We start from the raw sequence: 20164 nt of genomic DNA on the forward strand, positions 1-20164 counted from the left end.
GTCGCTCGGACGGGCCTTACCTTCGAGACATGGCTGCTCCGACCACTGATGGCTTGACCACCGACGCCTCCGCCTTCTGGGCCGACGCCGACAGGCACCTCGTGCGCTACGCCGGGGCCGGTGACTTCACCCGGGAGATCATCGACCGCGCCGACGGCAGTTACCTGTTCACCGAATCCGGTCGACGGCTCCTCGACTTCACGTCCGGGCAGATGAGCGCGATCCTCGGGCATTCGCATCCCGAGATCGTCGACACCGTCCGGCGACAGGTGGGCACGCTCGACCACCTGTTCAGCGGGATGCTGAGCCGCCCCGTCGTCGACCTCGCGCGCCGTCTCGCCGAGACTTTGCCGTCACCGCTGGAAAAGGCGCTGCTGCTGACCACCGGCGCGGAATCGAACGAGGCCGCGATCCGGATGGCGAAACTCGTCACGGGCAAGCACGAGATCGTGTCCTTCGCCCGGTCGTGGCATGGCATGACGCAGGCCGCGGCGAGCGCCACCTACAGCGCCGGCCGCAAGGGTTACGGACCGGCGGCGCCGGGCAACTTCGCCATCCCCGCCCCGAACCCGTACCGCCCGGACTTCGTCGACGCTTCCGGGGAACTCGACTGGAAACGCCAGCTGGACTTCGGTTTCGAGCTGATCGACGCCCAGTCCGTCGGCAGCCTCGCGGCCTGCATCGTCGAACCGATCCTCAGCTCGGGCGGCATCATCGAGCCACCGCCGGGCTATTTCGCCGCCCTGCGAGAGAAATGCCGCGAACGCGGAATGCTGCTCATCGTCGACGAAGCGCAGACGGGCCTGTGCCGCACCGGAAACTGGTACGCCTTCGAACGCGACGGCGTCGTCCCCGACATCCTCACCCTGTCCAAGACCCTGGGCGCCGGCCTGCCCCTCGCCGCGGTGATCACCAGCGCGGAAATCGAACAGGAAGCACACGACCGCGGCTTCCTGTTCTTCACCACCCACGTCGCGGACCCGCTGGTCGCCGCCGTCGGCAACACCGTCCTCGACGTCCTCACCCGCGACCGCCTCGACCAACGCGCCACCGAACTGGGCGCCTTCCTCCGCCGCGGCCTCGACGACATCGCCGCCCGCCACCCCGTCGTCGGCGACATCCGCGGCCGTGGCCTGCTGGTCGGCATGGAGCTCGTCGTGGACCGCTCCACGAAACGCAGCTCCGACGAACTCGGCGCACTCGTGACCCGGCGATGCCTGGAACTGGGGCTGCACATGAACATCGTGCAGCTGCCCGGGATGGGCGGGGTCTTCCGGATGGCTCCGCCGCTTACCGCAACCGAAGAGGAACTGGCCGAGGGGCTGGGGATTCTGGACGAGGCGATCGGGTACGCCTGCGCGCAGTTCGGGCTTTGACAGAGTGGGGTGACTTCGGCCGAGCTGCCGCCTAGGCCATGATCGGACCGGTCACGCGTGTCCGATCAGGCGTCGGCACGAAGGCGATTTCGACCAGCAGGCATGCCGAAGGGCCCGTCGCCTTATGGCTGGCGGGCTCTTCGGGTCCAGCGGGTCAGGCGGCGCGGTGGAGGGAGTTGCGCCTGGGACTTCGTAACGGATCCCGATATTGGGGCGGGATGAACTCGGGCAACCCATCGGCCGCCATCCGCACTTCCCACTCGCCGTGGTGGATCAGCCGGTGATGGAAACCGCAGAGCAGCACCAGGTTCCGGAGATCGGTCAAGCCTCCGTCTGCCCAGTGATGAATATGATGGGCGTGACAATTCTTCGGCCGCCGATGACATCCCGGGAACGCGCACCCACCGTCCCGGATGTTCAACGCACGCCGCTGGCCCGGGGTGACGAACCGCCTCAGCCGCCCCACATCGAGGGGTTCCCCAGCGGCGTTCAACACGACCGGCAGCATCAGGCAGTCGCAGGCGGCCATCCGGGCTTCGCGGGCGGTCATCTCCCCGACGTAGTCCAGACAGGCTTTCCCGATCCCGGTCTTGAGCTCGTCGAGACCGACGGTCACGTGGATCAGGGTCCGATACCCGCTGGTGCCCGGCTGATCCGGGCACGCGATCGCCAAATCCAGCAGCTCCGCCCACGTATCACCCTGACGCTCGGCCTTGGTACGCCAATCAGCCTCGCCGAACTCGTCTAAAGGACGCGGTTTCGCATAAGCCTCAAGCGCGGCCGCGGTCCGGGCCCCGAGCTCGTCATCCAGCAGACCTTTGATCTTCCAGAACCCGTCTTTACGGCGTTCCACGGTCAGTTCACGGCGAGGCTGCGCGGGCTCGGGATCCTTCGGCTCCTTGCCATCGGGGTCAAGCCTGGCCAGCAGGCTGTTCCCGAGTTCCGCCACCTCACCGGGACCCGCGTCCCGAGCCAGGTCGACGAGGGTCTTCTCCGTACGCTCCCGAGCCTCGACAGACACCTCGGCCGGGATCTCCTTCAAGATCCCCAGGACCTGCTTGATCCGCTCCTGTCCGATCGCACCCTCCGCCGCCGCAGCAGCCGTAGCCGGTGCGAACGCCGGAACCTCACGACCATCCAAAGCACGTGTCGGATTCAGATCGATCGCCTGATTCACATACGGACGCGCCTCAGCCTGAGACAAACCCGCAACATCGGCAAACCAAGCCAACGTCGTCCCATACCCGTACAAATCCTTGCAGCCCCGAGACTCGATCTCCGCCAAATACCGGCCCAAACCAGCCGACGCGACCCGCATCACCTGCAAGAACTGCTGCACGCCATGAGCAAGCTCCAGCTTGCCGGCGCGCCACAACTCCTGCGGCAACTCGGGAAGAAACGTCGTCTCGGACACGCTCCAAGAATACCAGAATCTGTCGAACATGTGTTCGCAATGGCGGGCAAAAATGAAAGTGGTCCGAATAACCCTGAAGGGTGATTCCGCCACAACCGGCCGACCACAGACAGGCACCCGGCCCGACTATCGGCGTAACGGCAACCTTTCGCACTCACCCCCCCCGCCAGCATTTAGAGGACTAATTGCGGCGAGGCCCAGCTAGCGAGAACTCCCGAAGCAACCGAGCCACCTCACCAGGCCGCTCCAGGAACGGAGAGTGCCCCGCACCCTCCACGACCTCCACCCGCGCCCCCACCGCCGCATACCGAACAGAAGTCTTTTCACAGTCGTAAAACCGGTCCCGCCGCCCGAGAATCACCAAGCACGGCAACCCCAGCGCCGCGATCTGCGCGTCCAAAGGCCGCGCCGCGAGCAATCGCGCCCGCTCCACGAGGACGACCCGAGCCATGGCGGGCGCCGTCACGGCGTGATCGATCAGATCCTGCAAGGGGTCGTCGAAGGCGACCCCACGCCGGAACCTCGAAGCGAACCGAACCCAGCGCCGATGCGCGATCAGCCGCACGAAAGCACTCGCCATCGGCAAGAGAACCGAACTGCCAGGCGGAAAGGACGCGTAACTGTAGTCCGGTGCCTGACCGATCACGACGATCCCGCGCACCCGAGGCGAAGCCACCGCGAGGGCGACGTCCGCGCCGAAGGAATGACCGGCGACCACGACGTCGGTCAGCTCCAGCCGATCCAGGACCGCGGCGACCATACGCGCCTGCGAAACGGCGTCGAGTCCCGAAGAACCTCCGGTGCATCCATGCCCGATAAGGTCCATCCGGATGACGTGATGGTCCTCCGACAGCTCCCGCGTCAGCCCGTCGAACCAGTGCACCGAGCCGCAGTATCCGTGCAGCAGGAGCAGCGGCGTCCCGGCTCCGTCCTGCCGGACATGGACCGCGACGCCGTCGACCTCGATGATGTCGCCGATGGGGGCCCGCTTCACGCCCTCAACGTAGCTCAGACCCGCGCGGTCTCCCGGCTGCGGGACAGCAGGAGGGCCGCGATGCCGGCCGGGAAGAACATCAGGACGCCGTAGATCCCGGCGGGGACGGCCATCTTTTCGTCGCCGAGCACGGAAATCGCTACGGCGATCGCGAGGGTGGCGTTGTGGATGCCGATCTCCATCGCGGACGCGATCGACTGCCCCCGGTCCACACGGAACAGTCGTGGCACGTAGTACCCGATCGCGAGGCTGAGCACGGACAGCGCCAGCGCCACCGGCCCGAGCGTGCCGATGTTGTCCAGCAGGGTCCGGAACTCCTGCGCGATCGCCGCCGCGATCACCAGCACGAGCACCACCGCGGAACCGATCTTGACCGGTTTGCGCATCCGCTCGGCCCAGTCGGTGAACCGGCTCCGCACGGCCATCCCGATTACGACCGGGATCAGCACGATCGCGAACACCTGCACGAACTTCGCCGGCTGCAGTCCGACCGAAGTGCCGCCGTCGAGGAAACCGGCCATCGACAGGCCGACCACCAGCGGCAGCGTGAACACGGCGAGCACCGAGTTGATCGCGGTGAGCGTGACGTTGAGGGCGACGTCGCCGCCGGCGAGGTGACTGAACAGGTTCGCCGACGTCCCGCCGGGCGACGCGACCAGCAGCATCATCCCCACCGCGAGCACCCCGCCGAGTCCGAACAGGAGCACCAGCCCGAGGCAGATGGCGGGCAGCACGATCATCTGGCACACCAGCGCGATGACGGCGGCCTTCGGGTATTTCAGCACCCGGCTGAAGTCGGCGACGGTCAAGGTCAGGCCCAGCCCGAACATGACCAGTGCCAGCGCTATCGGCAGGAGAATCGAGAACATCGCCGAACCCATCGAGGGGCCTCCGTCCGATATGCCGTTTTCAGATCGGCAATCGTGTCAAGCGGCGAGAACAGCGTCAAGGCACCGAAACCCAGGCGTGACCCCACTTGACTTTTCCGAGAGCACTGCTCACTATGGTTACAAGCTCTAACGAACACGACAAGTCATCATGGAGGTCGCGATGAACACCCTCACCGAGGTCGTACTGCCGGGCAAGGTCGAGCCGGAAGGGCTGGAGCTGCGGGAACGTCCGCTCCCCGCACCCGGCCCCGGCCAGGTCGTGATCGCGATGGAGGCGACCGGGGTCTCGTTCGCCGAACAGCAGATGCGCCGCGGCAAGTACTACGACCAGCCGCCGTTCCCGTTCGTCCCCGGCTACGACCTGGTCGGCACGGTGCTGACCACCGGCGACGGCGTCGACCGCTCGCTCACCGGCCGCCGGGTCGCCGCACTGCTGAAGGTCGGCGGCTGGGCCAGCCATGTGGTCCTCGATGCCGCCGACGTCGTCGAGGTCCCGGACGGCCTCGGCGCCGCGGAAGCCGAGACCGCGGTGGTCAACGGCATCACCGCCTGGCAGATGTTGCACCGCAAGGCCCGTGTCCGCAGCGGGCAGACGATCCTGGTCCACGGCGCGAACGGCGGCGTCGGTTCACTGCTCGTCCAGCTCGCCAGGCAGGCGGGCGCGCAGGTGATCGGCACGGCGTCCGAGCGTCATCACCAAACGTTGCGGCGTCAGGGAGTCATGCCGATCGACTATCGCACCGAGGACATCTCCGCCCGCGTCCGCGAACTCGCGCCCGACGGTGTCGACGCCGTCTTCGACCACGTCGGCGGCGCCAGTGTCGTCGCATCGTGGAAGCTGCTCGCCCGCGGCGGCACACTCGTCTCCTACGGCAGCGCCGCCACCCGCGACGACGAAGGCTCCAAACAACTGCCCGTCCTCAAGATCCTCGCCCGCGTCCTGCTGTGGAGCAGCCTCCCCAACGGCCGAAGCGCCTACTTCTTCAACGTCTGGGCAGGGCGTTCCTACGCCAAGGACCGGTTCCGCGCGCGCCTTCGCGCCGACCTCACCCAGGTGTTCGCCGCACTGCGGGACGGCGAGATCACCGCGCAGGTCGCGGCGCGGCTGCCGCTGAGCCGGGCCGCCGAAGCCCTGCGACTGGCCGAATCCGGCACGGTCGCGGGCAAGGTCGTCCTCACGCCGTAAGAGATCGGTAACCGCGACAAACCGGCAATCCGGACTCGCCGCGCGGTTGAATGACGCCATGAAACGCAAGCGGGTGCTCACCATCGTGGCGATCGGGCTGGTAGTGGTGGTGGCGGCGGGCCTGTACTGGTTCCAGCCCTGGAAGCTCTGGGTGAACGAGACGGTCCAGGAGGCACTGCCCGTCGCGCAGACCTCCGAAAGCGCCGCACCGGCATCGGAGAAACCCGCGGCCTCGGAAAAGCCCGCACCGAAGGAACCCGCGGTCGTCGCGACCGGCGAACTGATCAGCCATGAGCACGCGACCAGCGGCAGCGTCCGGATCCTGCGTGCGGCCGACGGATCACTGGTGCTGCGCCTGGAGAACCTCGACACCAGCAACGGCCCGGATCTCCGGGTCTGGCTCACCGACGCGCCGGTGCTCCCGGGCAAGGACGGCTGGTTCGTCTTCGACGACGGCGAGCACGTGAGTGCCGGGAAACTCAAGGGCAACAAGGGAAACCAGAACTACACCCTGCCCGCCGGCTTCGATCCGGCAAAATATTCGAGTGTGACGATCTGGTGCGACCGGTTCGACGTCTCCTTCGGCGCGGCCGCCCTGACCAAGAACGTTTAGCGGCTCGCCAGCCGGTCCACGGCGTATTCCATCTCCGCGCGGACGGCGCGCAGGTCGATGCCGCCGGGATCGATGATCGACGCCACGGCGATCCCCCGCAGTTGCCCGATCAGGGCCGCCGCGTACGCGTCGGGGTCGCGGATTCCCACCGTGGACCCGTCCGCGATCCCCGTGGCGACGGTCTGCGCGATGGCGAACCGGTACCGGCGATCGGCCTCGGTCATCGCTGACCGCACCGCCGGATCGCCCACGGTCGCGTCGGTCCACAGCACCACGAACGCGCGGTTCAGCGGCGGCATGTCGGTCAGCAGTTCGAAGAAGATGTCCAGCAGGGCGCGCAGCATGTCCATCGGGCTGGGCGTCAGCCCGCCGGTGCGGGTGGCGACGGCCTGGCTGAAGACGTCGGCGAACTTCTCCGCGGCGAAATGGACCAGCCGCTGCACCAGCGTTTCCTTGGAGCCGAACAACTGGTAGACGACGGCGCTCGGATAGCCGGTCCTGACGCAGATCATGCCGATCTTGAGGCGAGCGAATCCGGACTCGCCGATCAGGCGCGCGGCGGTGTCGAGGATCCGCGTCCTGGCGATCTCCTGGTCACGCTCGACCTGGCGCTCCTCGGCAGACGAGTCCACGTCGCGATCCTCCCATGAGTTCCGGTTCGTCACCTGTTGACGCGGCGTACGATTCCGGGCATGAAGATCGCCTTCGCGGCCGACGACCGGAACGCCACCACGGACGCCGTCCGGGCCTTCCTCGCCGAAGCAGGCCACGAGGTGTTCACCCCGGTGACGTCGGAAGCCTGGCCGGAACTCGGCGCGGCGGTGGGCAAGGCGGTCGCCGACCGCGAGGCCGACTTCGGCGTCGTCATGTGCTGGACCGGGACGGGCACGGCCATCGCGGCCAACAAGGTGCCCGGTGTCCGCGCGGCGCTGGCCTGGGACACCTGGATCGCCGCCGGCGCCCGCAAGTGGAACGACGCCAACGTCCTGGCGCTGAGCCTCAAACGGCTCGCCCCCGACGTGGCCGTCGAAATCACCGACGTCTTCCTTTCCGGTATCGCGCCGGACCCCGACGAATCGGCGAATATCGCCCGGCTCGGGGAATTGGACGAACCTCGCCGATAAAGGCACCGAACCAGTGAACGGTTAACGCTGTCGAACGTATTAGGCCATTTGCGGGAAAATCACCACTGTCCGTAGTGATGCTTCCCATATTGGTCCAGACCACGTACCGTCTCCCGCAACAAAGCGTTCGCCCGTGGAGGTGGTCGATGAAGACGCATCCCCGCCTGCCCGGCTTCGGCCGAGGCATCGCGTCATCGCCGCTTTCCCATTGACGAAACACTTTCTCCAAGATCATCTCCCCTGCACCGTGTTGTAAGGAGTGAAATGTCGAGAAAAAGATGGCATCTGATCGGTCTGTTCACGGCCGTCGCGGCGCTGGCTGTCGGTCTGGTGACCGTCCCGGCGAACGCGGCGGGCGGGGTCGGAGCCTCGCTGACCAAGGGGTCGGACTGGGGTTCCGGCTGGGAGGGCAAGTACACGATCACCAATAACTCGGGGTCGAGCCTCAGCGCCTGGACCCTCGAGTTCGACCTCGCGGCCGGCCACTCGATCGCTTCGCTCTGGGACGGCAGCTACACCGTCTCCGGCCAGCACGTGACCGTCAAGAACACCTGGAACGGCACCGTTTCCAACGGCGGCACCGTCAGCTTCGGCTTCAACGTCAAGTACTCCGGCGCCTACACCGCGCCCGCGAACTGCAAGATCAACGGCGGCTCCTGCGACCCGGGTGGCGGCACCCCGACCACGACGCCGACCACTCCGACCACCGGCACCTCGACGTCGAATCCCCCGACGTCGACCAGCACGAGCAACCCGCCGACCACGACGACTTCGAACCCGAACCCGGGCACGAAGAAGAACCTCGGCTACTTCGTGCAGTGGGGCGTCTACGGCCGTAACTACCACGTGAAGAACATTCACACTTCCGGTTCCGCAGCCAAGCTGACGCATATCAACTACGCCTTCGGCAACGTCACCAACGGTTCCTGCACCGCGAACGACGACACCTACGCCGACTACGACAAGTTCTACGACGCCGGGTCCAGTGTGGACGGTGTCGCGGACTCGTGGGACGCGGGCGCCATTCGCGGTAACTTCAACCAGCTGCGCAAGCTGAAGAAGATGTACCCGGGCCTCAAGGTGCTGTGGTCGTTCGGTGGCTGGACCTGGTCCGGCGGCTTCGGCCAGGCGTCGAAGAACCCGGCCGCGTTCGCGGAATCCTGCTACAAGCTGATCAAGGACCCGCGGTGGGCCGACGTCTTCGACGGCATCGACATCGACTGGGAGTACCCGAACGCCTGCGGCCTCACCTGTGACACCAGCGGCCCGGCCGCCATCAAGAACGTGGCACAGGCGCTGCGCACCAAGTTCGGTTCCTCGTTCCTGGTCACCGCCGCCATCACCGCGGACGCCAGCAGCGGCGGCAAGCTCGACGTCGCCGACTACGGCCCCGCGTCGGCGTACTTCGACTGGTACAACGTCATGACGTACGACTTCTTCGGCGCCTGGGCGGCTCAGGGCCCGACGGCCCCGCACTCGCCGCTGACCGCGTACCCGGGTATCCCGCAGCAGGGCTTCAACTCCGACGAGGCCATCCAGAAGCTCAAGGCCAAGGGGGTCCCGGCGAACAAACTGTTGCTGGGTATCGGTTTCTACGGCCGAGGCTGGACCGGCGTCACGCAGGCCACCCCGGGCGGCACCGCGACCGGCGCGGCACCGGGCACCTACGAAGCGGGCATCGAGGACTACAAGATCCTCAAGAACAGCTGCCCGTCGACCGGCACGATCGCGGGCACCGCGTACGCGAAGTGCGGCAACAACTGGTGGAGCTACGACACTCCCGCGACCATCAACGGAAAGATGGGCTGGACCAAGAACCAGGGTCTCGGCGGCGCCTTCTTCTGGGAGCTCAGTGGTGACACCTCCAACGGTGAGCTCGTCACGGCCATGCGCAACGGCCTGAACTGAGAGGTCGACAGTGGCTAAGCGGACTTGGATCCAGGCCGTGGGCCTGGCCGCCGCTGCCGCAACGGCCGGCGCGGTCCTCGTGATCGCGCCGGCCTCCGCGGCCGGCGGTGTCGGTGCCGCCTTCAGCAAGGGCTCCGATTGGGGCTCTGGCTGGGAAGGCAAATACACGATCAGCAACAACTCGGGTTCGAGCATTCCCGCTTGGACGGTCGAATTCGATCTGCCGTCCGGGCATTCGATCGCTTCGCTCTGGGACGGCAGCTATTCCGTCTCCGGCCAGCACGTGACGGTGAAGAACACGTGGAACGGCAACGTCGGCAACGGCGGGACGACCAGTTTCGGCTTCAACGTCAAGTACTCCGGCGGCTACGTCGCCCCGGCGAACTGCAAGATCAACGGCGGGTCCTGTGATCCGGGTGGCGGCACCCCGACCACGACGCCGACCACCCCCACCACTCCGACCACCACGACGTCCAACCCGCCCACGACGACCACCACGAGCAACCCGCCGCCGGGTGGCCGTGGCGCGCCGTACCTCTACATGGGCTGGGGCAGCCCGCCGAACCCGCAGACGGTCATGAACGCGACCGGGATCAAGTGGTTCACCATGGCGTTCATCCTGTCCTCCGGCGGCTGCAACCCCGCCTGGGACGGGAGCCGTCCCCTGCAGGGCGGCGTCGACGCCACCACGATCGCGCAGATCAAGGCCGCGGGCGGCCAGATCGTCCCGTCCTTCGGCGGGTGGAGCGGCAACAAGCTCGGCCCGAACTGCTCGACGCCGGAAGCGCTCGCCGGGGCCTACCAGAAGGTGATCGACGCCTACGGTCTCAAGGCGATCGACATCGACATCGAGAACACCGACGAGTTCGAGAACGCCGTCGTGCAGGACCGTGTCCTGAACGCGCTGAAGATCGTGAAGGCGAACAACCCCGGTATCCAGACCATCCTCACCTTCGGCACGACGACCAGCGGCCCGAACTCCTGGGGTCAGCGGCTCATCGACCAGTCGAAGGCGCTGAACGCCGGGATCGACGTCTACACGATCATGCCGTTCGACTTCGGTGGCGGCGCGGACATGTACGGGAACACCATCAACGCCGCGAACGGCCTGCGGGACAAGCTGAAGTCGACGTTCGGGTGGAACGACGCCACGGCGTACGGCCACCTGGGCATCAGCGGTATGAACGGTCTCTCGGACCAGCGGGAACTGACGAGTCTCGACACCTGGACCAGGATCACCAACTGGTCCAAGACCAACAAGATCGCCAGGCTCGCGTTCTGGTCGACCAACCGTGACCGGGGCTGCCCTAACGGCGGGGTCGCCGAGAACTGCAGTGGTATCGCGCAGAACGACTGGGACTTCACGCGGATCACCGCGGGCTTCTGACGTCCCCTTCCCCGAAACTGCGGGCCCGCACCGAAGCTGCACGGTGCGGGCCCGCTCCATACCCGCCGCATTCAGTCCTCTACTCGCGTACCCGGCGGCTTCCCCCGAGCGCGTTTAGTCCTCTGGATGCGGTAGTTGCGTGTGCAAGGACCGCATCCAGAGGACTGAATGCCGGGATCAGGGGAGGGCGTTCAGGAAGGGTTCGTGGCTGTTCTGGAACTCCCAGCCGTAGTACCGGTCCCAGTTGATCGACCACGTCATCAGCCCGCGCAGCGCCGGCGAAGCACCACCGCGCAAGGAATACGAGCCGCAGCCGGAGTTCTTCACCAGGCAGTTCAGCGCCGAATGCACCGCGGCCGGCGCGGTGTGCCCGTTGCCCGCGCTCACCGCGGCCGGGAGGCCGAACGCGATCTGGTCCTCACGCAGCCCCGGGAACCGGAATCCGGTCGAAGCGACGGTGAAGCCCGCCTTGATCATGTCGGTCATCGCGATGTGGAAATCCGCGCCGCCCATGAAGTGGTACTGGTTGTCGAGCCCCATCACCGGTCCGGAGTTGTAGTCTTGGACGTGCAGCACGGTCAGCGCGTCCCGCATCGCGTGGATCACCGGCAGGTACGAGCCCGTCCGGTTGTCGGCGCCGCCGAGCCCGCCGTAGTACTGGTACCCGGTCTGCACGAAGAACGTCTCCGGCGCCATCGTGAGCACGAATCCCGCGCCGTACTTGGCCTTCAGCGTCTTCAGCGCCGAGATCAGATTGACGATCACGGGCGTGGTCGGGTTGCGGAAGTCGTTGTCACCGGAGTTGAGGTACAGCGAGTGTCCCTCGAAGTCGATGTCGAGCCCGTTCAGCCCGTAGCGGTCGATGATCGCGGAAACCGAACTCACGAAAGCGTCCCGCGCGGCCGTCGTGGTCAGCTGGACCTGGCCGTTCTGCCCGCCGATGGAGATCAGGACCTTCTTGCCCTGAGCCTGTTTCGCGCGGATCGCGGCGACGAAGTCCGCGTCGCTCTCGACGGTCGGGCACTCCGCCACGGGGCACCGGGTGAACCGGATGTCGCCCGAGGTCACCGAAGTCGGCTCACCGAAGGCGAGGTTGACGATGTCCCACGCGGCCGGGACGTCGGCCATCCGCGTGTAGCCGGAGCCGTTGGCGAAGCTCGCGTGCAGGTAGCCGATCAGCGCGTGCTTCGGTAGCCCTGTGTCGACGCAGCCGCCGGTCGTGGCGCCGGCTTCGGTGGTCTTCGGCGATTCGCCCGCGCTGTTGTACGCGGCCACCGAATAACTGTGCGACGAGCAGGCCGTCAGCCCCGCGATGGTGGCGGAGGTCCCGGTCACCGTCGCGACCACGTTGCCGCCTTCGTACACGCGGTACCCGGTCACCGTGCCCGCCGAGGCTCCCCACGAGAGCGCGATCGACGAGTTCGTCACCGTGCCCACGGCCGGGTTCCCCGGTGCCGGAGGCGCTCCCGGTGTCCCGCCTCCCGGGCCGTCGAGGCTGATGTCGTCCGCGTAGAAGGTGCCCGAGCCGTACCAGCCGTGGACGTACACCTCCGCCGTCGTCTGCGTCGCCGAGGTCGTGAACGACAGCGAAAGCTGCGTGTACGAGGTCGCGGCGGTCCAGGTCGACGGCCCGCCCGTGACGCCGAGGTACACCGGGTTCCCGTTCACCCAGGCGGAGACCGCGTACGTCGTACTCGGCTTGACGGACACCGTCTGTGCGCATTTCCCGGTCGTCGAGCCCGGCGTGACCGAGACGGCGTAACCGCCCGAACGGACCGGTGTGGTCACGGCCGCGCCCGCGGCGCACGACCAGCCGGATGTGGAGCCCGCCTCGAAGCCGGGATTGACGAGCAGATTGGCCGCGCTCGCGGTGCCTCCGCCGGCCAGCAAGCCGGCGAAGGTGAGCACCGAAACGGCCAGAAAGGCCAGGGATCTGGAACGCCTCATCGCGATTCCTCCGGATCAAGGGCGGCGCATCGCCGCCGATGACTAATTGTCTAGACCAATCTGCCGAAAGTCCATACCCGGCGGGCACCAGGGCCTAAAGACCCGACTACTCCGGGCTGCTTTACCGGTGTGACTCGCGAACGCGCTCCGTAACGTCGAAGGGGCAAACAGGCCTGGGGGCTTCAGGGAGGCGGGGACGATGGGAACGCACAGGTACACACCGAGAACGGCCCATCCGGCGTGATGACCGTGTCCGAGGTCGTGCGCCCGACATACGTGCCCAGGCCGGGGGAACCGGACGGCGAAACGATCCGTGCGGCCATCGACGGGGACCGGCGGGCCGTCGGGACCTTGCTGACGCTCCTCCGGCCGATCGTGTTCCGGTACTGCGTGGGCAAGCTCGGCGCGACCACACGCGGCATCTCCAACGCGGAGGACTGCGCGCAGGAGGTCCTGATGGCCGTCCTCGTCGCGTTGCCGCGCTACAGCTACCAGGACAACAGCTTCCTGCCGTACGTCTTCGGCATCGCCGCGCACAAGGTCGCCGACGTCCGGCGGAGCCTCGCCCGCGACCCGTCGGCGCCGGTGCCCGATCCGGAACCCGAACAGGACGGGCCGTGGAACCCGACGTTCGAAGAGGTCGAGAAGGCGGATCGCAGCCGACGCCTTTCGCGCCTGTTCAAGGTACTTTCCCCGAAGCAGCGGGATGTCCTCGTGCTACGCGTGATCCTCGGGTTCAGCGCCGAGGAGACCGCCACCGCGCTCGGCATGGCGAGTGCGGGCGCGGTGCGCGTCACCCAGCACCGGGCGCTCAACGAACTGCGCAAGGTGCTGCGTCAGGACCCCGGTTTCGCCGACGGTCTCACCATCTTCTAGGAAGAGGACTTACGGCGTTGCGAGGCGTAGACGGCGGCCGCGGTGCGGCGTTCGAAGCCGAGCTTGTGCAACAGCGACGACACGTAGTTCTTGACCGTTTTCTCCGCCAGGTACAGCTTTTCCGCGATCTGGCGGTTGGTCAGCCCGTCGGCGATGTGGTCGAGTACCCGCCGTTCCTGCGGGCTGAGCTGTTCGTACCGCGGGTCCGGGTGATCGTCGCTCTCCCCGCGCAGCCGGTTCATCACCGACGCCGTCAGCGTGCTGTCCAGGAGCGATCCGCCCGCCGCGACCGTCCGGACGGCCTTGACGAGCGCGCCGCCGGAGACCTGCTTGAGCATGTACCCGGCCGCGCCCGCCATGATCGCGCTGAAGAGCGCGTCGTCGTCGGAATAGGACGTCAGCATCAGGCAGGCGGGCGGCGGATCGACGGACGCCCGGATCTCGCGGCAGACGCTGACCCCTTCACCGTCCGGCAGCCGGACGTCGAGCACCGCGACCTGCGGTTTGACGGCGGGGATCCGCACGAGCGCCTCGGCGGCCGTGGACGCCTCACCCACCACGGTGAAGTCGTCCTCGGCCTCGAAGACGGTCTTCAGCCCGGTGCGGACGAGTTCGTGATCGTCCAGCAGGAACACCGAAATCGTCATCCCACACTCCCCTGTCGGGCCGGCAGTCGCACCGACCAGTCGAGCCTCGTCCCGCCTTCCGGCCGCGCTTCGACGCTGAACGTCCCGCTCCAGCGGGCCGCGCGCTCGCCGAGGTTCGCCACCCCACTGCGATGTCCGGGCTCGGACGGCATCCCGACGCCGTCGTCCACCACGGAAAGAGTCAGCCGTTTCCCGTCCCGGTCCACCGAAACGTCCACGGATACCGAGGACGCCGACGCGTGTCTGACCACATTGGACAGTGCTTCGCGCAGGGTCGCGATGAGATCCGAGCGGACCGTGTCCGGGACGGTCGAGTCGAGCGGACCCTCGAACCCGACCCGGGGTTCGGAAGCGCAGCCCGCGTCGAGCGCGACACGCAGCAACTCCGACCGGAGGCTCCCCTGCGCCTCGGCGGGTTCCTGCAACGAGAAGATGCTGTTGCGGATCTCCCTGATGGTGCGGTCGATCTCGTGCGCGAATCCGCCGACCCGCTCGGCGACGGCCGGTTCGGCTGTCAGCCTGCTGAGCCCCTCCAGACCGAGCCCGATCGCGAACAGCCGCTGGATCACCAGGTCGTGCAGGTCGCGGGCGATCCGGTCGCGATCCTCGAAGACGGCGAGCCGTTGCCGGTCCTGCTGCGCGCGGGCGAATTCGACCGCGAGTGCGGCGTGCCCGGCGAAGGTCTCGGCCAGCTGGACGTCGTAGGCGGAGAACGGGGTCTTGTCGCGGAACTTCGCCACCAGCAGGACGCCGAGTTTCTCCTCGCCGGCGATCAGCGGCACGGCGATCGTGGAGTCCAGGTCCTTGATCACCGCGGGCATCGTGGCACCGCGTTCACCCTGGTACTCGACCACTTTCGCACCGTAGTCCCGGACCACGACGGGTTTGCCGGTGGTGAACGCCATCCCGGTCGCGGTGCCCTCGGTCGGCACGACGACACCGGCCAGCCGGTCGGCGTCCGGCCCCGGCGGCTCGACGATCTCGAAGACCAGCAGGCCGTCGCCCGCCGGCCGCGCCACCGCGCCCGCGGTGCCGCCGGCGACCACACGGGCGCGTTCGGCGATCAGGCGCAGGGTCGCGGTCAGGTCCTGCTCGGTCAGGAGCGCACCGGTGACGTGATAGGACGCCTCGAGCCAGCGTTCGCGCCGTTGTACCTGGTCGAACAGCGCGGCGTTCTCGATCACCACACCGGCCGCCGCGGTGAGCGCGACGAGCAGATCCTCCTCGGATTCGGTGAATTCCTCACCGCCGGGTTTCCTGGCGAGGTACAGCATCCCGAAGATGCGGCCGCGCATGCGGATGGGCATCACGCGGGACTCGTCCTCGGACGGCGGGGTCTCCCAAGCGTCGCCGAAGCGGATGAACTCGGCCGAATCGAGCACGCTCAGCGCGCCGAACGGAGCACCGGTGAGTTCGCAGGCGGACTCGACCATGCGCCGGAGGACGTCGGAAAGGCTGAGATCGTGGGCGATCCCCGCCACCGCGTCCAGGATTCTGGGCGCCTTGGCGTCACTCGCCGCACTCACCCGCCGCACAGGCGTCACCGTCCCGGAGTAACTCCCCGGGCAGTGGGGTCAGGAATGACAAACGCGCCCGGATCGCTCATCTGGTGCGTCGATCACGGACAGTGCTTCGTTACTGCAAGCGCCGAGGATCCTCCGACCGGTGACCGACTCGATCGGGATCCGGAGATACCGGGCGTCCGTTTGACCAGTCCAGCAGCCCAGCGGCAGGGTCGCGAGTTCGGCGATCACGATCGGGTCACGCACCTCGGCCGCGCGGCCGAGGACGGTGACGTACCAGCCGCTCATCAAATCCTCCGCGAACCCGTCGACGGCGAACGCGACCACGCTGTCGAGTACTCCGGCGAACAACGCGCTCTGTGACGGCGTCCGGACCACGATCGCCCCGTGGTAGATCACGAACCGCGCGGGCTGGATCGCCGGCAGCGCCCGGGAGGTGAACACCACCCGGCCGAGCCCGGCACCCGCGAGCAGTGACAGGCACTGCTCGCGGTCGAGCGTCTCGAGACCGAAGGAGTCGGACATCGGCATCCCCGCGTTCTCGTAGTCCATTTTGCTTCGAGGTCTACGGTCCCTGGCATACCGACTCGCCGGTAGGGCCGATGGACCCGGCCCGTGCGGGGGATGTCCGGCCGCGGTGGTCGTGAGCGGCGCGCCTACTTCTTGGGCGCCAGCAAGACCACGGGGATCTCCCGCTCGGTCTTGGTCTGGTACTGCGCGTAGTTCTTGTAGTCGGCGGTGATCTTCGGCCACAGCCGGGCACGCAGCTCGGTGTCGGCGACGCTCGCGACCATCGGCTGGGCGGTCTCACCCTTCAGCGTGACCTGGACGTCGGGGTTGTCGCGGAGGTTGAGGAACCACGCCGGGTGCTGATCGTCGCCGCCACGGGAGGCCACGATGACGTACGCGTCGCCCTCGCGCAGCGGCGAGGTGAGCAGCACGGTGCGCGGCTGGCCGGATTTGCGGCCGATGGTGGTCAGTTCCAGCACGGTCATCCCGGCGACCTGCCAGCCGGCGCGGCCGCCACTGACCTTCTGGATGACGCGGTGCACGGCGTTCATGGTCTTCAAGGCGAAATCACTGGGCATGCGGAGAAGGCTACTCCACTTTCATCGCCACTTCGATTCCGTCCAGGAGGACGGACAGCGAGATCTCGAAGGCCTCCCGCGCCTCCCGCTCCAGATACGACACCGTCTCGTCGTCCATCTGGAACGCCTGCTCACTCTCCATCCAGGTCAGCGTCGGGAACCGCTCGGCGAAGTCCGGCGACACCTCCTTCAGGAACGCCGACCGCGCGTACCACCACTCGTCGTCGGACTGCCCGGTCACCTTTTCGGCCAGTCGCGACTCCGCGGCCGTCCTGGCCGGCTCGCGCACGCAGGCATACAGCGCGCTGACCAGCCGCCGCAGCACCACCGGGCGCAATCCGGTCCGGCGCAGGATCCGCACCAGCGCCTCCAGTACGACGTACTCGTGCGGCCCCAGCACCGGCCGCGCCTGCGAGACCTGGAGGACCCAGGGATGCCGCAGGTAGAAGTCCCACAGGTCGTTCGCCCACCGCGCGACGCCGGAACGCCATCCACCCCCGTCAGGGGAATCGGAAAGTTCCGCGAGCGCCTTGTCGTACATGAGGTCGAGCAGTTCGCTCTTGCTCGGGACATAGGTGTAGAGCGCCATGGCCGTGCGGCCGAGCCTGTCGCCGACGGCGCGCATCGAAAGGCCTGTCATGCCTTCGGCGTCGGCGATCGCGATGGCGGCGTCGACGATCAAGTCCACCGACAGTCCCGGTTTCGGTCCCGGGCGTTCGACGTCCGGCGACTCGGTCCGCCACAGCAGGGCCATCGACTTCCGGGGATCCCCCTGTGCCGCGTAGACGACCACTCGCAAACTCCTTACAGCATAAAGTAACGTCTGCTACCCTCACTTTACAGGCTAAAGAGTTCGAACCAGGGGAGCGCCATGCCTTCGGCAGCCGACAGCCACGACATGATCCAGGTGCGCGGAGCCAGAGAGAACAACCTCGCCGACGTCTCGGTCGACATCCCCAAGCGCCGTCTCACCGTCTTCACCGGTGTCTCCGGCTCAGGGAAGTCGTCCTTGGTGTTCGGCACCATCGCCGCGGAATCGCAGCGGCTGATCAACGAGACCTACACCGCGTTCATCCAGTCCTTCATGGCCCCCGTTCCACGGCCGGACGTGGACGCGCTGCAGAACCTGAGCGCGGCGATCGTCGTCGACCAGGAGCGGATGGGGGCCAACTCCCGCTCCACGGTCGGCACCGCGACCGACGCGCACACGATGTTGCGGATCGTCTTCAGCAGGCTGGGACAGCCGCACGTCGGGACGTCGGGCGCGTTCAGTTTCAACCTTCCCGAGGGGATGTGTCCTTCCTGCGAAGGGCTGGGGAAGGTGTCCACGATCGACGTCGACCAGCTTGTCGACAAGGAGCTTTCGCTCAACGAAGGGGCGATCACCGTCCCGAACTTCGCCCCGGAGACCTGGTACTGGAAGGGATTGGCGGAGTCCGGATTCGTCGATCCCGCGGTGAAACTGAAGGACTACACCCCACAGCAGTGGGAAGACTTCATGCACAAGCCCGCCACCAAGATGAAGCTCGGCGGGATGAACACCACCTACGAGGGCCTGCTGGTGAAGGTCCAGCGGCTGTTCCTCTCGAAGGACAAGGAGTCGATGCAGGCCCATATCCGGGCGTTCGTCGACCGGGCCGTCACCTTCGAACAGTGCCCGGCGTGCGGTGGCGCCCGGCTCAACGAGGCGGCGCTGGCGTCGAAGATCGACGGGCTGAACATCGCCGACTGCTCGTCGATGCAGATCAGCGATCTGGCCGACTTCGTCCGCAAACTCGACGACCCGTCGGTCGGCCCGCTGATGGAGACACTGCGCGGCACCCTCGACTCGCTCGTCGAGATCGGCCTCGGCTATCTGAGCCTCGACCGCGAATCCGGGACGCTCTCCGGCGGCGAGGCACAGCGCGTGAAAATGGTGCGGCACCTGGGTTCCAGCCTCACCGACGTCACCTACGTCTTCGACGAGCCGACCGTCGGCCTGCACCCGCACGACATCCAGCGGATGAACGGCCTGCTGCTCCTGTTGAAGGACAAGGGGAACACGGTGCTCGTGGTCGAGCACAAACCGGAGACGATCGAGATCGCCGACCACGTGGTCGACCTCGGCCCGGGCGCCGGTCCGAACGGCGGGCAGATCTGCTTCACCGGCGACGTCGCCGGCCTGCGCGCGTCCGGCACGCTCACCGGGCGCCACCTCGACCACCGGGCGCGACTGCGCTCCGAGGTCCGCGTGCCCACCGGACAGGTCTCGATCCGGAACGCGACCCGGCACAACCTCAAGGACGTCAGCGTCGACATCCCGCTCGGCGTGCTGACCGTGGTCACCGGGGTCGCCGGTTCCGGCAAGAGCTCGCTCATCCACGGCTCACTGTCCACAAGGGACGACGTGGTGGTACTCGACCAGTCGGCCATCCGCGGCTCGCGGCGGAGCAATCCGGCGACCTACACCGGTCTGCTCGACCCGATCCGCACCGCCTTCGCCAAGGCCAACGGCGTCAAGGCGGCGCTGTTCAGCGCGAACTCCGAAGGCGCGTGCCCGAAATGCAAGGGCATCGGGCTGATCTACACCGACCTGGCGATGATGGCCGGGGTGGCGACGGTCTGCGAGGAATGCGAGGGCAAGCGATTCACCGCGGAGGTGCTGACCTACAAGCTGCGCGGGAAGAACATCAGCGAGGTCCTCGCGATGCCGGTCGCCGAAGCGCGCGAGTTCTTCACCTCGGGGCAGGCGCGGGCGATCCTGGACCGGCTTTCCGACGTCGGCCTGGGCTACCTCGGTCTCGGGCAGCCGCTCACCACACTGTCCGGCGGGGAACGGCAGCGGATCAAACTCGCCATCCGGATGGCGGAGAAGTCGGCGACCTACGTCCTCGACGAACCGACCACCGGCCTGCACCTCGCCGACGTCGACCAGTTGCTCGGCCTGCTGGACCGGCTCGTCGACGACGGCAACACCGTCGTCGTCATCGAGCACCACCAGGCCGTGATGGCGCACGCCGACTGGATCGTCGACCTCGGCCCGGGCGCCGGGGTGGACGGCGGCGAGGTCGTCTTCACCGGGACGCCTTCGGATCTGGTCGCCTCCGGTGACACGCTGACGGCTCAGCACCTGCGCGCTTACGTGGGCCGGTAACGCGTATCGCGCGTGCTATGAACGGCCCGTTACTTGCAAATTTTGCAAGTAACGGGCC

Annotated in this window: 18 protein-coding genes; 8 read left to right on the forward strand and 10 right to left on the reverse strand. The window is 67.3% G+C overall.

What is annotated here, in order from left to right; genetic code table 11:
* Positions 1-29 precede the first annotated feature (29 nt).
* Positions 30-1376 (forward strand): aspartate aminotransferase family protein, encoded by a 1347-nt coding sequence (locus H5J31_RS17520; protein WP_181773649.1) that lies wholly within the window; start codon positions 30-32, stop codon positions 1374-1376.
* 154 nt (positions 1377-1530) lie between these two features.
* Here H5J31_RS17520 and H5J31_RS17525 read toward each other — a convergent pair whose 3' ends face one another.
* The 3 genes from H5J31_RS17525 to H5J31_RS17535 all read right to left on the reverse strand — a co-directional run bounded on the left by H5J31_RS17525 (position 1531) and on the right by H5J31_RS17535 (position 4653).
* Positions 1531-2790 carry an HNH endonuclease signature motif containing protein gene (locus H5J31_RS17525; protein WP_328701522.1) on the reverse strand — a complete coding sequence of 420 codons (1260 nt, stop codon included), beginning with the start codon at positions 2788-2790 and terminating at the stop codon, positions 1531-1533.
* Positions 2791-2971: 181 nt separating this feature from the next.
* Positions 2972-3784 (reverse strand): alpha/beta fold hydrolase, encoded by an 813-nt coding sequence (locus H5J31_RS17530; RefSeq protein WP_181773651.1) that lies wholly within the window; start codon positions 3782-3784, stop codon positions 2972-2974.
* A gap of 14 nt (positions 3785-3798) precedes the next feature.
* Positions 3799-4653 (reverse strand): bile acid:sodium symporter family protein, encoded by an 855-nt coding sequence (locus H5J31_RS17535; protein ID WP_236005183.1) that lies wholly within the window; start codon positions 4651-4653, stop codon positions 3799-3801.
* A 181-nt stretch (positions 4654-4834) separates the two neighbouring features.
* Here H5J31_RS17535 and H5J31_RS17540 point away from each other — a divergent pair, with 181 nt between their 5' ends.
* Both H5J31_RS17540 and H5J31_RS17545 read left to right on the forward strand, forming a co-directional pair.
* Positions 4835-5860 (forward strand): medium chain dehydrogenase/reductase family protein, encoded by a 1026-nt coding sequence (locus H5J31_RS17540; RefSeq protein ID WP_181773653.1) that lies wholly within the window; start codon positions 4835-4837, stop codon positions 5858-5860.
* Positions 5861-5918: 58 nt separating this feature from the next.
* Positions 5919-6473, forward strand: coding sequence for a DM13 domain-containing protein (locus H5J31_RS17545; protein WP_181773654.1), 555 nt, complete (start codon positions 5919-5921; stop codon positions 6471-6473).
* Here H5J31_RS17545 and H5J31_RS40445 read toward each other — a convergent pair.
* Entirely contained in the window at positions 6470-7105 is a 636-nt protein-coding gene (locus tag H5J31_RS40445; protein WP_181773655.1) for a TetR/AcrR family transcriptional regulator, read from the reverse strand. The genes H5J31_RS17545 and H5J31_RS40445 overlap by 4 nt on opposite strands.
* A 60-nt stretch (positions 7106-7165) precedes the next feature.
* On the opposite strand from H5J31_RS40445, the gene H5J31_RS17555 reads away from it, so the two are divergent.
* The 3 genes from H5J31_RS17555 (at position 7166) to H5J31_RS17565 (ending at position 10892) form a co-directional block, all read left to right on the forward strand.
* The gene (locus H5J31_RS17555; RefSeq protein WP_181773656.1) at positions 7166-7597 is read left to right on the forward strand and encodes an RpiB/LacA/LacB family sugar-phosphate isomerase; all 432 of its coding nucleotides are present in this window, start codon (positions 7166-7168) and stop codon (positions 7595-7597) included.
* A 264-nt stretch (positions 7598-7861) separates the two neighbouring features.
* On the forward strand, positions 7862-9505 hold the full coding sequence (locus H5J31_RS17560; protein ID WP_181773657.1) for a glycosyl hydrolase family 18 protein: 1644 nt from the start codon (positions 7862-7864) through the stop codon (positions 9503-9505).
* Positions 9506-9542: 37 nt separating this feature from the next.
* Positions 9543-10892 (forward strand): cellulose binding domain-containing protein, encoded by a 1350-nt coding sequence (locus H5J31_RS17565; protein ID WP_407925051.1) that lies wholly within the window; start codon positions 9543-9545, stop codon positions 10890-10892.
* 177 nt (positions 10893-11069) lie between these two features.
* Here H5J31_RS17565 and H5J31_RS17570 read toward each other — a convergent pair whose 3' ends face one another.
* On the reverse strand, positions 11070-12839 hold the full coding sequence (locus H5J31_RS17570; protein WP_181773659.1) for a chitinase: 1770 nt from the start codon (positions 12837-12839) through the stop codon (positions 11070-11072).
* Between the two features lie 243 nt (positions 12840-13082).
* Between H5J31_RS17570 and H5J31_RS17575 the strand changes: the two genes are divergently transcribed.
* Positions 13083-13715, forward strand: a complete 633-nt coding sequence (locus H5J31_RS17575; RefSeq protein ID WP_181773660.1) for a sigma-70 family RNA polymerase sigma factor — start codon at positions 13083-13085, stop codon at positions 13713-13715.
* Here H5J31_RS17575 and H5J31_RS17580 read toward each other — a convergent pair.
* The 5 genes from H5J31_RS17580 to H5J31_RS17600 all read right to left on the reverse strand — a co-directional run bounded on the left by H5J31_RS17580 (position 13712) and on the right by H5J31_RS17600 (position 17766).
* Complete coding sequence (locus H5J31_RS17580) at positions 13712-14362, reverse strand: response regulator (RefSeq protein WP_181773661.1); 651 nt, start codon at positions 14360-14362, stop codon at positions 13712-13714. The two genes, H5J31_RS17575 and H5J31_RS17580, sit on opposite strands and share 4 nt — an antisense overlap.
* The gene (locus H5J31_RS17585; protein WP_181773662.1) at positions 14359-15906 is read right to left on the reverse strand and encodes a sensor histidine kinase; all 1548 of its coding nucleotides are present in this window, start codon (positions 15904-15906) and stop codon (positions 14359-14361) included. The genes H5J31_RS17580 and H5J31_RS17585 overlap by 4 nt, the downstream gene beginning before the upstream one ends.
* 30 nt (positions 15907-15936) lie before the next feature.
* Positions 15937-16416, reverse strand: a complete 480-nt coding sequence (locus H5J31_RS17590; protein ID WP_181773689.1) for a pyridoxamine 5'-phosphate oxidase family protein — start codon at positions 16414-16416, stop codon at positions 15937-15939.
* 125 nt (positions 16417-16541) lie between these two features.
* The gene (locus H5J31_RS17595; protein ID WP_181773663.1) at positions 16542-16973 is read right to left on the reverse strand and encodes a nitroreductase family deazaflavin-dependent oxidoreductase; all 432 of its coding nucleotides are present in this window, start codon (positions 16971-16973) and stop codon (positions 16542-16544) included.
* A gap of 10 nt (positions 16974-16983) precedes the next feature.
* Positions 16984-17766, reverse strand: a complete 783-nt coding sequence (locus H5J31_RS17600) for a TetR/AcrR family transcriptional regulator (protein ID WP_181773664.1) — start codon at positions 17764-17766, stop codon at positions 16984-16986.
* A gap of 78 nt (positions 17767-17844) precedes the next feature.
* Between H5J31_RS17600 and H5J31_RS17605 the strand changes: the two genes are divergently transcribed.
* Complete coding sequence (locus tag H5J31_RS17605; protein ID WP_181773665.1) at positions 17845-20106, forward strand: ATP-binding cassette domain-containing protein; 2262 nt, start codon at positions 17845-17847, stop codon at positions 20104-20106.
* Positions 20107-20164 lie beyond the last annotated feature (58 nt).

The organism is Amycolatopsis pittospori (genome assembly GCF_013870525.1).
In the GTDB taxonomy this organism is placed as follows: Bacteria; Actinomycetota; Actinomycetes; order Mycobacteriales; family Pseudonocardiaceae; genus Amycolatopsis; species Amycolatopsis pittospori.